The following is a 13,725-nucleotide window of genomic DNA, read 5'->3' on the forward strand; positions in this document are numbered from 1 at the left end:
GGCCCTTGCTACTACCCACCCCGCCCGGTGGCAAGCCTGACCCACCATGCAATCCGCCCGCAACTTCTTGAATCTGAGTGATCTGGTGTGGTTACCCCACCCGTATTACCGTTGAACAGCATTTCCCGAGTACAAGAGGCGTACAGATGACATCCACCGGCACCGTTGCAGGCCCCAAATCAGAAAAAAAAATCGTGCTGATCCTCGGCAGCGGTCCGAACGCCCCCGAGACCCGCACATATGCGCGCGGCCACTTTACCAACATTGTCGCAATCAATAACGCATGGCGTATCCGCGAGGATTGGACCCATCTGATCCACCCCGAAGACTTTCCATCCGAGCGCCGCCCCCGGACATGGCAGGACGATCAAACACTGGTCGACTACACCGACTATATCCCGCAACAGAATCGCTATGGCGGTGTGATCTACGCAGGCGGAACCATGGCCTTTACTGCGGGTTACTGGGCGCTTGGCGCGCTCCAACCTGACATCATGGCCTTCATGGGCTGTGACATGGTCTATCCCAGCCAAGGCAAAACGCATTTTTATGGCACCGGCGCTGCCGATCCCTTGCGCGATGATATCACGCTGCAAAGCCTGGAAGCCAAATCAGCACGGCTGTGGTTTCACGCGGCGCAATCGGGCTGTGCCTGTGTGAACTTGTCAAACGCAGAAAGCCGCCTCGTCTTTCCCCGCTCAACCCCTGACACCTTGAGCCACGACGCCCGCGTAACCAAACCACGAGCCGGCATAATGACCCCACCACTCGCCAAAGAAGCAGCACTGAATTACCGCGCGCCAACCGGGCGTTATTGGGAAATGCTGGATCAGTTTCACCCGTCTGAACTGGCCCACGTGGACAGGCTCTGGCGCGAGGCGTGGCAGGCAGCATCAATCGTTGTGGCGTAACAAGCGCTGTTTCTGACGACCCCAGTCGCGCTTGGCCTCGGTGGCACGTTTGTCGTGATTTTTCTTACCCTTGGCGATACCGATTTTCAGTTTCACCAGGCCTTTGTGGTTGAAATACATCACCAGTGGCACCAGCGTCATACCCTTGCGCTGAGTGGCATTCCAAAGGTTAGACAGCTCCTTGCGGCTTACCAGCATCTTACGCTTGCGCCGCTCCATATGCGGAAACATCGCCCGTTCGTATGGCGCGATGTAAGAGTTCACCAACCACAGCTCGCCCTCTTCGACCGCCGCATAGCTTTCGGTGATATTTCCCGACTTTTCGCGCAGCGATTTCACCTCGGACCCGCTCAGGATAATGCCGCATTCCAGATCATCTTCGATGGCATAATCATAGCGCGCGCGCCGGTTCTCGGCGATCACCTTATAGTTAGTCTCGGTACTGGGTTTTGGTTTCTTGGCCATAGTTTGGTTGGGATAGCGCGCAGCCGCGCCGGTGTCCATGGGGGAAAGGGCACAGACGGGGGCGCTGCCCCCTTCACAGCACGCTGTGATTCCCCCGAAGTATTTTTGGCAAGATGAAGAGCATGGCATCTCGCACATGGCGGAGTTTGGCGCTATGGAGGCGACATGAAAAAGTTCGAGATATTCCTGATCACCTCTCCCGGCCTTGAAAAAGCGTTGGTCGAAGAGGTTCGTGAGGCCGGGTTTGCCAAACCCAAGATGATGCCCGGTGGGGTGCGGTTTCGCGGTAACTGGCATGATGTCTGGCGCGCCAATCTGGAGCTGCGCGGCGCGGTTAAGGTGCTGGCGCGGATCGGATCTTTTTCGGCGATGAGCCTTGGGGCGTTGGAAAAACGTGCGCGCGATTTCGACTGGGGCCAGTTCCTGCGCCGCGATATCCCTGTCAAGGTCGAGGTTACGACCCAGAAATCGAAAATCTATCATCAAGGTGCTGCGGCCGAGCGTATTGAAAAGATACTGCGCGAGGATGTCGGCATGGCCATAGATCCGGACGCCGCCGTGGTTCTCAAGGCGCGGATCGACGACAATCTGGTGACGCTGAGCATCGATACATCCGGTGAAAGCCTTCACAAACGCGGCCACAAGGCGGCGGTGGCCAAGGCGCCAATGCGCGAAACCATGGCGGCGTTGTTTCTGCGTCAGATGGGGTTTGACGGATCGCAAACTGTGTTTGATCCAATGTGCGGCTCGGGCACGTTTGTGATTGAGGCTGCCGAGATTGCCGCTGGCCTGCGTCCGGGCCGGTCGCGCACTTTTGCCTTTGAACATCTTGCCACGTTTGACGCCGACGTATGGGCCACGATGCGCCAAGTGTCGGCGTTGACCGCACCGGCATGCCAGTTTTTTGGTGCGGACCGTGACGCGGGTGCCGTAACGTCGTCGCGCGCCAATGCGACGCGCGCCGGGGTTGCTGATTTTACCGATTTCTCTCAGGGCAAAGCCGAAGAGATTGCGCCACCAACGGCTGCTCCGGGCATTGTCATTGTGAACCCGCCTTATGGCAGCCGGATCAGCAACAAGGGGCATCTTTATGGCTTGCATTCCGGGTTGGGCATGGCGCTCAAGGCGCGATTTAGCGGCTGGCGTGTGGGCATCGTGACAACCGAGGCTGGGCTGGCGCGCGCCACCGGTTTGCCACTGCTGGAACCGGGGCCGTCCGTTTCGCATGGCGGGTTGCGTGTGCGTCTTTTCCAGACCGATCCGCTGCCTTAGGTCCGCCGTTGGGACCAAAACGTCAACACCGGTGACGCCAAACCATTCTGACGCAATACCGACGTTATACCGACGTATTACCGACCCGTCATTTTTGGCGTTTCCGGCGCTGTTAACCCCTCTTCCGGGGTCAGCAAATGGCGCAACAATGCCACCGGATGCTGGCGCAGCGTCAGCCGCATGGACACGTAATCCTCTACGACCTGCTCGCCTGCTGTCATCTCTGGCAACAGCGCAGCAGGCTCCATGATCCCCTCGCCATCCATGTCCCCGGCAAACAACGGCAATGGCTTTTCCGCCGTGATCGCCTTGGCCTCCCACAGTGCTTCACGTCGCTTGAGGCCCAATGAGGCAAAGGCATCTGCCTCAGCCAGCCGGGTCAGCACATGCGGCGGGACACCCGCACGGCGCCACACATCTTCGACCGTCAGATAGCCATTGCCGCGTGCCGCCGTGATCCAGGCTGCGTCCTCCTCTCGCAACCGCTGGACCTGACGAAACCCAAGGCGCAGCGCCAGCCCACCGCGTCCATCCGGCTCCATCACATTGTCCCAGAAACTCTCGTTAATATCGACCGGGCGCACCTCGACCCCATGTTCGCGCGCATCCCTAACCAATTGAGCAGGCGCATAAAATCCCATTGGCTGGCTGTTAAGAAGGGCGCAGGTGAAAATGCCGGGGTGATGGCACTTGATCCATGCGCTGGCATACACCAACAGTGCAAAGGACGCGGCATGGCTCTCGGGAAACCCATAAGATCCGAACCCCTCGATCTGGGAAAAACAGCGCGCGGCAAAATCTTCTTCATACCCATTCGCTTTCATGCCCCGCATGAAACGCCCCTGAAATTCGCTGACATTGCCATGTTTCTTGAACGTCGCCAGCGACCGACGCAGCCTATCGGCCTCCTCTGGCGTGAACCCCGCGCCGATAATGGCAATCTGCATCGCCTGCTCCTGAAACAGCGGCACGCCCAACGTCTTGCCCAGCACCTCGCCCAGCGCGTCCGATGGGAAACTCACCTGCTCCTCGCCATTGCGACGGCGAATATATGGGTGCACCATATCGCCCTGAATAGGACCAGGGCGAATGATGGCCACCTCGATCACCAGATCATAGAAATTGCGTGGCCGCATCCGAGGCAGAAAGTTCATCTGCGCCCGGCTCTCGACCTGGAAAACACCAATACTGTCGGCCTCGCACAGCATATCGTAAACCCTTGAATCTTCTGGCGGAACCGACGACAGGCTCAGAGGGTGATTGTGGTGCCGGTCAATCAGATCAAACGCTTTGCGGATACAGGTCAGCATACCCAAGGACAGCACATCGACCTTCAGTATCCCAAGACTGTCAATATCATCCTTGTCCCAACAGATGACCGTGCGATCCTCCATGCTCGCATTCTCGATCGGAACCAGTTCATCCAACCGCCCCTCTGTGATGATGAATCCACCCACGTGCTGGCTCAGATGGCGCGGAAAGCCAATAATTTCATAGACCAGCGCCATAGTCTGTTTCAGGCGGCGATCCGCGGGATCAAGCCCGATCTCACGCATCCGCGCTTCCTCTAGCCCTTGTGCCGAAAAGAACCCCCAAAGCTGTGAGCTGAGCGCCGAGATCGTGTCCTCGGTAAGTCCCATGGCACGGCCCACCTCACGAATGGCGCGCTTGCCCCGGTAATGCACCACCGTCGCGCACAACCCCGCGCGATGGCGGCCATAACGCTCATAAATATGCTGGATCACCTCCTCGCGCCGCTCGTGTTCAAAGTCGACATCAATGTCGGGCGGCTCGTCACGCGCCTCGCTGACAAACCGCTCAAACACCATTGTGCCCACCTCGGGGGACACAGACGTCACGCCTAGGCAGAAGCAAACCACTGAATTTGCAGCACTTCCCCGCCCTTGGCACAGGATATTTCGCGACCGGGCAAAATCGACCACGTCGCGCACGGTCAAGAAATAAGGCTCGTAATTCAGCTTACCGATAAGAGAGAGTTCATGCTCCAGCATGGTGCGCACCTTCTCTGGTGCGCCCTGCGGATACCGCCAGCGCAGCCCCTCATACGCCAACCGTCGCAACCGCTGTGTCGCGGTCTCCCCCTGCGCCACTTCGCTTGGATATTCATAGCGCAGCTCATCTAGTGAAAAGGTACATGTCTGGGCCAGCCGGTCGGTACGGACCAGGGCTTCTTCATAGCCTTCATAGAGCCGCGCCATTTCCTGTGCACTGCGCAGGCGCTGCTCGCCATTGGCCTGCGCACCTCGGCCCAACGCATCCACCCGGCACCCCAAACGCACCGCGCTCAGCACATCGGCCAATCGCCGCCGCCCTCCGTGATGCATCACCGGCATGGTCGTGGCCACCATGGGCAGCCCCAACCGCTCCGCCACCTGCGCGACCGCCGCAAATCGCGCGCCATCATGCCCGTCATATCCCGGCGTCAGCGCCAGTTGCATCCGCCCGGCAAAGCGGCGCGTCAACCCGGTCATATGCGGCCCCCACACATCCGCACCGCCGGAACCCCTAGCCCTCTGTGGCATCGGGTGCAGAATCAATTGCAGCCCCTCGCCCCACTCAAACAAGTCGTCCAAGACCAACCGACAGCTGCCCTTTTCCGCCCTCAACCGCCCCTTGGATAAAACCCGACACAATGATGCCCACCCCTGCCGGCTTTCGGGTATCACCGTCACATCCGGCACATCCTCAAACACCAGCCGCGCCGCCGGAATAAGCCTCGGCACCGCGTAAATCGGCGCACTCTCCGGCGCGGCAACCCCCTCAGGTCGCGGTGGCCCAATCAGCCCCACCCCCTCGTCAAATCGCCGCCGATCACGTACCTTGCGCGCAATCTCTCGCCCTTCGGTATGGGCTCTCACAATCCCCGCCACACTGTTAACATCGGCAATCGCAATTGCGCCCAACCCCACCATGGCCGCGCGGCGCATGTATTCCTCCGGGTGCGACGCCCCGGTCAGAAAGGTGAAGTTCGATGTTATGCAAAATTCGGCAACCATGGCAGCTCTGAACTATATTCACCTTTTGTTCTCATTGCGAGTCCTGAATCCCGCCACATACTCCCGCTAAATGGCACAACACCCATCTTTCATCTTGCCAAAAATACTTTGGGGGAGGTGCGCCCAGCGCACCAGGGGCAAAGCCCTAAAACGCTGCCTTCGCGCGAAAACTCATGCCCTTGCCACTTTCCGGATGATTGATCCTCAGCTCCTCGGAATGCAACATCATCCGTGGCCAATCCAGCGCGGCCCCCGTCGCATAAAGCGGGTCGCCCAGAATCGCATGCCCCAAAGCAAACATATGCACCCTGAGCTGATGGCTCCGCCCCGTCTTCGGGCTCAGCCGCACCCGGCTCTCTCCATCACCCGTGCGCAGCACCCGCCAATCCGTCACAGCAGGCTTGCCATTCTCGCGATCCACCATCTGGCGAGGACGATTAGGCCAGTCGACAATCAACGGCAAATCAACCGTTCCCACCTTGGGATCCAAATGGCCCTCCACCCGTGCCACATAAGTTTTCTTGGTTTTGCGCTTCTCAAACTGCATGGACAACGACCGCTGCGCATGAGCGGTCAAACCAAACACAATCACACCAGAGGTATCCCGATCCAATCGGTGCACCAACAACGCGGTCGGAAACGCCGCCTGCACCCGGCTAAGCAGACAGTCCGCCAAATGCTCACCGCGCCCCGGCACTGACAAGAGTCCGGCCGGCTTATCCACGACAACGATATCGCTGTCCTCATGCAGAACAACCAACGGGTCCATAGGCGGGATATACTCAGACGAAACAGGCATGGCGCTCCAATAGGCGCTTTGGCCCAGCCGAGCAACCCAACGTCACACTTTGCACAGCCGACGCCTTGCGCCACCTTGAGCAAAACACGACAGGAGACACTATGCACCCAACCATCGCTCGCATGATCGATGTCGTCGCCAAAGGAAACGAAACCGACATCGCGCCACTTCTGGCACAAGACGTGGCGTTTCTGCCCCCGACTTACTGGGCCACCTGGACTGGCCGCGAACCCGTCACCGCCCTCTTGGGTCACGTTGGGCAGATCTTCACCGACTTCCAATACCGCCGTATCTTGGGTAAAGACATCAACTGGTCGCTTGAGTTTCAATGCAAAGTTGGTGAGCTGGACGCGGTCGGCGTAGACTTGATTACCTTGAACGACACTGGTGAAATCGCGCATTTCGAAGTGGCCATGCGTCCGCATAAGTCCGTTGCCGCCCTACGAGATGCAATGAACAAACGTGTCATGACAGACCCACGTTTTCTCAAATACAAGGGCGCGCTCGGATAAGCTCATGCTGGACATCTTTGCCCGCCTACCACTCGCCCCCCTACTGCTCGCCCAAGGGTTGCGCGTACGCCGCAACGCCCAGCTCCTTCCCGAACCACCGGGCGCGCGCATGGGCCGCTCTGGCACGGGCCCGGTCTTGCGCCTCTTGATCATCGGCGACAGCTCCGCTGCGGGTGTCGGTGCTGCTACACAAGAGACGGCCCTCTGCGGTCAACTCGTGACTAACCTCGCACGCGATTTTCAGGTAACATGGCGGCTTGAGGCCGGAACCGGCGCAACCACCTTCGATACCCTGATTTCTCTAAAAAAACTCACGCCCGAACCTTTCGAGGTCGTCGTTTCCGCACTTGGCGTGAATGACACGACCCGCTTGCGATCAGAAAAACGCTGGCGGCGTGAACAAACAGAGCTGCTGGTTCTGGTCATGAAAACCTTTGAAGCCCGCCACGGGATCACGTCAGGTCTGCCACCAATCGGCCAATACCCCATGCTGCCACACCCACTGCGCTGGATGCTTGGCCGCCACGCAAAACGACTTGACGATGCGCTCGCAGACCTCGCGTCACACAATGTCGCGCTCACACATCTCGCTCTGAAGCTCCCCTTTGAAGAGCGCTATCTCGCGATTGACGGTTACCACCCCAGCGAAACCGCCTACGCGCTCTGGGCCAATCTGCTTGGCACGCAGATTAGAGAGCTGCTCGCCTAGGCGCGGCCCCGCATTTGCCGGATCATTGGCACCGAATAAATCACCAGCGCGGCCCAGATCATGGGAAAGGCAATCATCCGCCCGCGGTCAATTTCTTCGCCAAACAGAAAGATTGCGATCAGAAAGATCATTGTCGGTGCGATATACTGCATGATCCCCATGGTCGACAGCCGTACCAGCTTGGCCCCATTGGCATAGATCATCAAAGGCACTGCCGTGACCACACCGCCCCCCATCAGCAACCACATATTGATGCTGCCGATCTCAAAATGGCTCTCTCCGGTCGCGACAAGCCACATGACATAGCCCGTTGCTGGCACCAACAGGATCAAAACTTCGAGCAGAAACCCCTGATTGGGTCCGATTGGCAGGGATTTTTTGAACATCGCGTAAAACCCCCAACTAAAGGTCAGCGCCAGCGCCGCCCAAGGCAGCGCACCCGCCTCTAGTATCAGCACCAGAACCCCGGCGGCCGCGAGGCCAATTGCCAGCATCTGCGTGCGGTTCAACCGTTCACCCAAAAATGCGGCCGCAAGCGCGATGCTAAACAACGGGTTGATGTAATACCCAAGAGCTGCATCCAGCGCATTGCCAGACGCAATCGCCCAAACATAAATACCCCAGTTAACCGACACCAACGCCGCCGTCAGGCTCGCCATTGCGATCATGCGCGGGTTGCGCAACGCGTCTCGCAAATCCGACGTGCGCCGCAAGAGGATCAGCACCAATCCCGCCAGCGGCACCGACCAGATGACCCGATGCGCCACCACTTCAGCCGCAGGGATATGCGCCATCAATTTCAGGTAAAGCGGAAGAAAGCCCCAAAAAACATAGGCCCCAAGCGCAAGAGCAAGGCCCTTGGGTGTATCTTGGTCAGTGTTGCGAACAGCGGGCTGTACCATTCCGGATCTCCAATGACATTCGCTCCCGTTATGGCAGTGCTAAACCGAAATGGAACATCTCATTTTGTGCGCCTGCCCATCACATACGCTGATATCGTAAGTCGGACAAATTCGTCCGACCTACCCGCCGCGTCCGATGAGCCGAGGAATAGACCCAATCCTCTGCCCGCCGCACCAGCCCTGCCTGTACCGGGCTTTGATGCACAATCCACAAATGTGCCTGAAAATCGCTCGCACCTCGTATCCGATGCTCCCAAAATCGATTTTGCCACACGCCTTTTTCTCGCGGACGCCGCGCCACACGCGCAAACACAGGCCGATCCGGCAACCGCCGCGAAAACCGCCCCTTGATCGCCTTCCATCGATTTGAAAAATCCATATCCCCCGGTGGCAATGTCCAGATACAATGCATCCGGCTTGGCAAAACTACCCAAGCCGGCGCCGCAAAAGGTTGATTTATCATCGTACCCGCCACGCATTCGCGTAACAGATCCACATTCCGGGTCAATAAATCGCTTGTCTGATCCCGCAAGCACACGGTGAAATACCACGTCCCACCAGCGGTTCGATCGCGTCTATAATTTGGCATGCCCCATAATGGGCACAGCTTGATTAACGTGACCTAAACGTAGGTCGGACATATTTGTCCGACCCCGCCGTCACACTTTCACCCGCTCCGATTTGGGATCATAAATCGGACGCAAAGACGCTTCTGCGCGCACACGCGTGCCCATCACGTCAATCTCGTAACTTGACGCCAGCACCTCCGCCGCGCTCTCACCCACGCAAGGCACATAGCCCAACCCAATCGCACCGCCCAACGTATGACCGTAATTCCCCGAACTCAGATAACCCACGATCTCACCATCGCGCACCACCGGCTCATTGTGAAACAACAACGGTTCTGGGTCGTTCAACCTGAACTGTACTAAACGCGCTTGAGGCCCGCCTTCCTTACGTTCCAACACCGCGCCCTTACCGATAAAATCCGCTTTGTCGGTCTTCACGGCAAAACCCAATCCGGCATCCACCACATGATCCTCGCATGTGATATCATGCCCGAAATGGCGAAACCCTTTTTCGATCCGGCAGGAATCCATCATGTGCATTCCACACAACTTCAAACCCAGGTCCTGGCCTGTCTCGAACAGCGTCTCAAACGCATGTCCTGCCATGTCCGACGACACATAAAGTTCCCAGCCAAGCTCCCCTACGTAAGTCACCCGGTGGGCCCGGGCGTGACCTAGCCCAAGCTCGATATCTTGAGCTGTGCCAAACGGGTTCACCGCGTTGGAAAAGTCATTTGGTGATACTCGCTCCAACAGCGCTCGCGACTGCGGTCCCATCACGGCCAAAACGGCTTCACCCGCCGTCACATCCGTGATCACCACCCGAAAATCACCCACATGCCGCATCATCCACGTCTGATCTGCCAATCGCGTCGCCGCAGGCGTCACCACCAGATAGGCCGTCTCGCTCAGGCGTGTAACAGTCACATCCGCCTCAATTCCGCCACGCGGGTTGAGGAATTGTGTATAAACAATTTTGCCCACCGGCACTGAATAATCACCACCACCCACATAGTTCAAAAATGCCTCTGCGTCCGGTCCTTCCACGCGAATTTTGCCAAAAGACGACATGTCATACATGCCCACATTCTCGCGCACCGCGCGGTGCTCAGCGGCGGAATTTTCGAACCAGTTCTGACGTTTCCAACTGTACTGATAAGCCCGGTCCTGCCCCTCATTTGCAAACCAGTTCGCCCGCTCCCAGCCAGCCAACTCGCCGAATACCGCCCCCCGCTCCTTCAGGTGGTGATGAAACGGTGTGCGCCGCACGCCCCGTGCCGTCTCCTTCTGCCGATACGGGAAATGGTCTGCATAGAGCAGGCCCAGTGTCTCTTTCGAGCGTTCATACAAATAAGTCTTGTTGCCCTGAAACGGTTGCATTCGGCTGACATCCACATCGCCGAGATCAAACGGCTTCTGCCCATCCTCCATCCACTGCGCCAACGCCATCCCGGCGCCGCCAGCGGATTGAATCCCGATCGAATTAAACCCGGCCGCAACCCAGACATTATCCATCTCGGGCGCAAGTCCGAGGTGATAGGCGTCATCCGGTGTAAAGGACTCTGGCCCGTTGAAGAACGTATGGATCCCTGCTGTACCCAACATCGGCATTCGCTCAACCGCCCACTCCAGAATAGGTTCAAAGTGATCGAAATCCTCGGGCAACTGATCAAATTCGAAATCCTTGGGGATGCCCTCCATGGCCCACGGCTTGGCGTTGGGCTCAAACGCGCCCAGCATCATCTTGCCCGCGTCTTCTTTGTAATATGCACACTCATCCGGCACCCGCAGCACGGGCATCTGGCTCAGCCCTTCAATAGGTTCCGAAACTATGTAAAAATGCTCGCACGCATGCAGCGGCACATTCACACCAGCCATTTTCCCAACCTCGTGGCCCCACATGCCTGCACAGTTCACAAGCATATCGCACGCAATATGCCCTTGCGCCTGCCCGTCGTCACTTATCCAATCAACACCTGTTACCTTGCGACCATCACGCGCAATGCCTGCGACCCTGATCCGCTCCTTGACCAAAGCCCCTCTTTGGCGTGCCCCCTTGGCCAGCGCCAGGGCGATATTGGCAGGATCAGCCTGTCCATCGGTCGGCAACCAAACGCCCCCCGTCACCCCATCAAGGTTGACATGCTCATAGCGGGCTTTCACCTCAGCAGGGGACAATTCTTCAACTGGCACGCCAAACGCACGCGCCATCGCGGCGTTGCGATACAGTTCTTCTAGCCGCTCAGCAGTCAATGCAACAGAGACTGACCCCACCTGTCGCAAGCCTGTCGCAACGCCCGTTTCCGCTTCCAACCCCTGATAAAGCTCGGCCGAATACCGCGCCAGTTTGGTCATGTTGGACGACGCACGCAATTGCCCGATCAGTCCTGCTGCGTGCCAGGTTGTGCCACTGGTCAGCTGTTTACGTTCCAGCAAAACCACATCTTTCCAGCCCAGTTTGGTCAAATGATAGGCCACTGAACAGCCCACAACACCACCGCCAATAATAACCACACGGGCCTTGCTCGGTAGTTCAGCCATGTCTCTCTCCATTCATTGCGAAGCCGCCCGACAGGGCGAATGAGCGCACCCGCGCCTCAGATTATGATGTGACCATCGGCTTTCAGCCGCTGAGCTAACTCTCTAATATGGGCCGGCCCCACTTCGCAGCATCCACCCACGAACGTGGCGCCCTGCGCAACCCAACCCATTGCAAAATCGGCATAATCAGAAGGAGTCATATCGGCACGTGCCTTCAATTCCGAAACCGTCCCACCGATCTCCAACGCTGAAATCCCGCTAAATGCATTGGCATAGGCTCCCACTGGGAACCGCGTCTGCAAAAGCGCCTGAAGGTTATCCGTAACCACTTCGGGCTTGGAGCAATTCAACATGACCCCAGCCAATTTCAACCCCGCCAACCTGTCCAACGCAGCCGCCAAAGGTTCGCCAGAACGCAACTTCCCACTGTCATCGTCGTTCAAAGTCATTCCGACCCAGGTCGGCACACCGGTTTCCACCCCGGCCTGCGCGGCGGCCGTCGCCTCGGCAACCGATGCCAGCGTCTCGGCAATCATGACATCTGCATGCGGCGCCTGCATGTCCGCGATTTCACGATAGGCAGGCAGTAAATCGTTATGGCTGCGCATCATGTCGGGACGATACGAACCGTGCAGAGGCGGCAAGCACCCTCCAATCCGCACCCCATTTTCGCCCACGGCTTCGCATGCGCGTTGCACCAACTCAACGGCCCTAGTTTGCAAAGGCACAAACATCTCCGCTACTCCCTCGCGCGCCAGTCGCTCTGGCGTTGCGGAATAGGTATTTAACGTGATCAACCGCGCACCGGCCCGGATAAAATCTTCATGCACACTCTGCACGATATCCGGCTCTTCCATCATCACTTTGGCCGACCACAATGGGTGCGGCGCCATAGACGACCGCCGGATCAGTTCTTGCCCCGTCCCACCATCTTTCAGAATAATTTCGCTCATTTCGCACCCTCACTCGGCGGCAATAGAACCAGCTTTCCGGGCAGAGTCTTTGACAAAAAATCCGCCTGCGCCTGCCCTATGTCCTGCAACGCATAGGTGCCCGACACCAGCGGGCGGATGTCGCCTGCATTCATCAGGTCAACAAGCCTCTGAAAGACGGAAATCGGTTGATAGGTACAGCCGTGGATCGTGATGTCGGACAAATAGATGTCTCTTAAATCAGCCTCAACAACCGGCCCGGCAATCGCACCAGAAACGGCATAGTGTCCCCCCGGTTTCAGCCCTCGGATCAGTTCCGGCCAGATCGTCCCGCCCACGACGTCTATCACAACATCAAAGGCACGGGCTGATGGCGCAACTTCTCGTTCCAAGATATCTGCTGCGCCCGCATTTCGCACGATGTCCGCCTTAGCCGCAGTTGTCTGCCCTGTAACATTTGCCCTACGCAACTTGGCCAGTTGCACCGCCGCCAAGCCTACGCCCCCGGACGCGCCAGTCACCAAAACCGACTGTCCGCAACTGACCCCGGCGCGGGTCAACAGGTTTTCAGCAGTACCAAAGGCACAAGGAATCGCCGCAATTTCTACATCAGTCAAAGGCGACACACTGACATCGTAGATGTCGCTCGCCTCCACCAGACAGTATTCAGCAAAGGCACCATCCAATTCTGATCCCAAGGCGATATAAGCGGTCGGCATTTCATCCGTTGGGCGCGGCAAATTGATTGGCCCCGTGACACGCGCGCCCAACAGGAATTCGACACCATCGCCTACGGCCACGACCCGCCCGCATAGATCACCGCCCTGAATGCGCGGAAAATCGAGCGCACCAGCATGCCCTCCGGCCTCCACGTCCCCGGCCTCGTCACCTGTCGCCCCGGTCACTTCCGAGGCATACCAGCCAATGCGCGTATTTATGTCGGTATTGTTTACACCTGCAGCTGACACGCGCACCAAAACCTGTTCGGGGCCGGGACATGGCACAGGAATGTTCTCGCGCCATTCCAACATTTCGGGTCCACCATGCCCTGTCAGGTATACACCCCTCATCGTTTCAGGGATCATCAAACTCTCCT

12 protein-coding genes are annotated in these 13,725 nt (G+C 58.0%); 4 read left to right on the plus strand and 8 right to left on the minus strand.

What is annotated here, in order from left to right:
- Nucleotides 1-146 precede the first annotated feature (146 nt).
- Nucleotides 147-911, plus strand: coding sequence for a hypothetical protein (locus tag CLV88_RS05960; protein ID WP_106607459.1), 765 nt, complete (start codon nucleotides 147-149; stop codon nucleotides 909-911).
- Here CLV88_RS05960 and smpB read toward each other — a convergent pair.
- Nucleotides 894-1,376 (minus strand): SsrA-binding protein SmpB, encoded by a 483-nt coding sequence (gene smpB, locus CLV88_RS05965; protein WP_106607597.1) that lies wholly within the window; start codon nucleotides 1,374-1,376, stop codon nucleotides 894-896. The two genes, CLV88_RS05960 and smpB, sit on opposite strands and share 18 nt — an antisense overlap.
- Before the next feature lie 165 nt (nucleotides 1,377-1,541).
- On the opposite strand from smpB, the gene CLV88_RS05970 reads away from it, so the two are divergent.
- Entirely contained in the window at nucleotides 1,542-2,648 is a 1,107-nt protein-coding gene (locus tag CLV88_RS05970) for a THUMP domain-containing class I SAM-dependent RNA methyltransferase (protein ID WP_106607460.1), read from the plus strand.
- A 77-nt stretch (nucleotides 2,649-2,725) separates the two neighbouring features.
- On the opposite strand, the gene CLV88_RS05975 is transcribed toward CLV88_RS05970, so the two are convergent.
- Both CLV88_RS05975 and CLV88_RS05980 read right to left on the minus strand, forming a co-directional pair.
- Nucleotides 2,726-5,665, minus strand: coding sequence for an error-prone DNA polymerase (locus tag CLV88_RS05975; protein WP_106607461.1), 2,940 nt, complete (start codon nucleotides 5,663-5,665; stop codon nucleotides 2,726-2,728).
- A gap of 145 nt (nucleotides 5,666-5,810) precedes the next feature.
- On the minus strand, nucleotides 5,811-6,464 hold the full coding sequence (locus CLV88_RS05980) for a pseudouridine synthase (protein ID WP_106607462.1): 654 nt from the start codon (nucleotides 6,462-6,464) through the stop codon (nucleotides 5,811-5,813).
- 101 nt (nucleotides 6,465-6,565) lie between these two features.
- Here CLV88_RS05980 and CLV88_RS05985 point away from each other — a divergent pair, with 101 nt between their 5' ends.
- Together CLV88_RS05985 and CLV88_RS05990 are read left to right on the plus strand one after the other, a co-directional pair.
- A complete protein-coding gene (locus CLV88_RS05985; RefSeq protein WP_106607463.1) occupies nucleotides 6,566-6,976 on the plus strand; it encodes a nuclear transport factor 2 family protein in 411 nt (136 codons plus the stop codon).
- A gap of 4 nt (nucleotides 6,977-6,980) precedes the next feature.
- The gene (locus CLV88_RS05990) at nucleotides 6,981-7,685 is read left to right on the plus strand and encodes an SGNH/GDSL hydrolase family protein (protein ID WP_106607464.1); all 705 of its coding nucleotides are present in this window, start codon (nucleotides 6,981-6,983) and stop codon (nucleotides 7,683-7,685) included.
- On the opposite strand, the gene rarD is transcribed toward CLV88_RS05990, so the two are convergent.
- The 5 genes from rarD to CLV88_RS06015 all read right to left on the minus strand — a co-directional run bounded on the left by rarD (nucleotide 7,682) and on the right by CLV88_RS06015 (nucleotide 13,711).
- Nucleotides 7,682-8,587, minus strand: coding sequence for an EamA family transporter RarD (gene rarD / locus CLV88_RS05995; protein ID WP_106607465.1), 906 nt, complete (start codon nucleotides 8,585-8,587; stop codon nucleotides 7,682-7,684). The genes CLV88_RS05990 and rarD overlap by 4 nt on opposite strands.
- Before the next feature lie 79 nt (nucleotides 8,588-8,666).
- A complete protein-coding gene (locus CLV88_RS23735) occupies nucleotides 8,667-9,176 on the minus strand; it encodes an REP-associated tyrosine transposase (protein WP_106607466.1) in 510 nt (169 codons plus the stop codon).
- A gap of 70 nt (nucleotides 9,177-9,246) precedes the next feature.
- A complete protein-coding gene (locus CLV88_RS06005) occupies nucleotides 9,247-11,697 on the minus strand; it encodes a GcvT family protein (protein ID WP_106607467.1) in 2,451 nt (816 codons plus the stop codon).
- Between the two features lie 56 nt (nucleotides 11,698-11,753).
- Nucleotides 11,754-12,650: a homocysteine S-methyltransferase family protein gene (locus CLV88_RS06010; RefSeq protein WP_106607468.1), complete on the minus strand. Its 897-nt coding sequence runs from the start codon at nucleotides 12,648-12,650 to the stop codon at nucleotides 11,754-11,756.
- Entirely contained in the window at nucleotides 12,647-13,711 is a 1,065-nt protein-coding gene (locus CLV88_RS06015) for an alcohol dehydrogenase catalytic domain-containing protein (RefSeq protein ID WP_106607598.1), read from the minus strand. The genes CLV88_RS06010 and CLV88_RS06015 overlap by 4 nt, the downstream gene beginning before the upstream one ends.
- Between the last annotated feature and the right edge of the window lie 14 nt (nucleotides 13,712-13,725).

The sequence above is a fragment of the Shimia abyssi genome, assembly GCF_003014475.1.
In the GTDB taxonomy this organism is placed as follows: Bacteria; Pseudomonadota; Alphaproteobacteria; order Rhodobacterales; family Rhodobacteraceae; genus Shimia; species Shimia abyssi.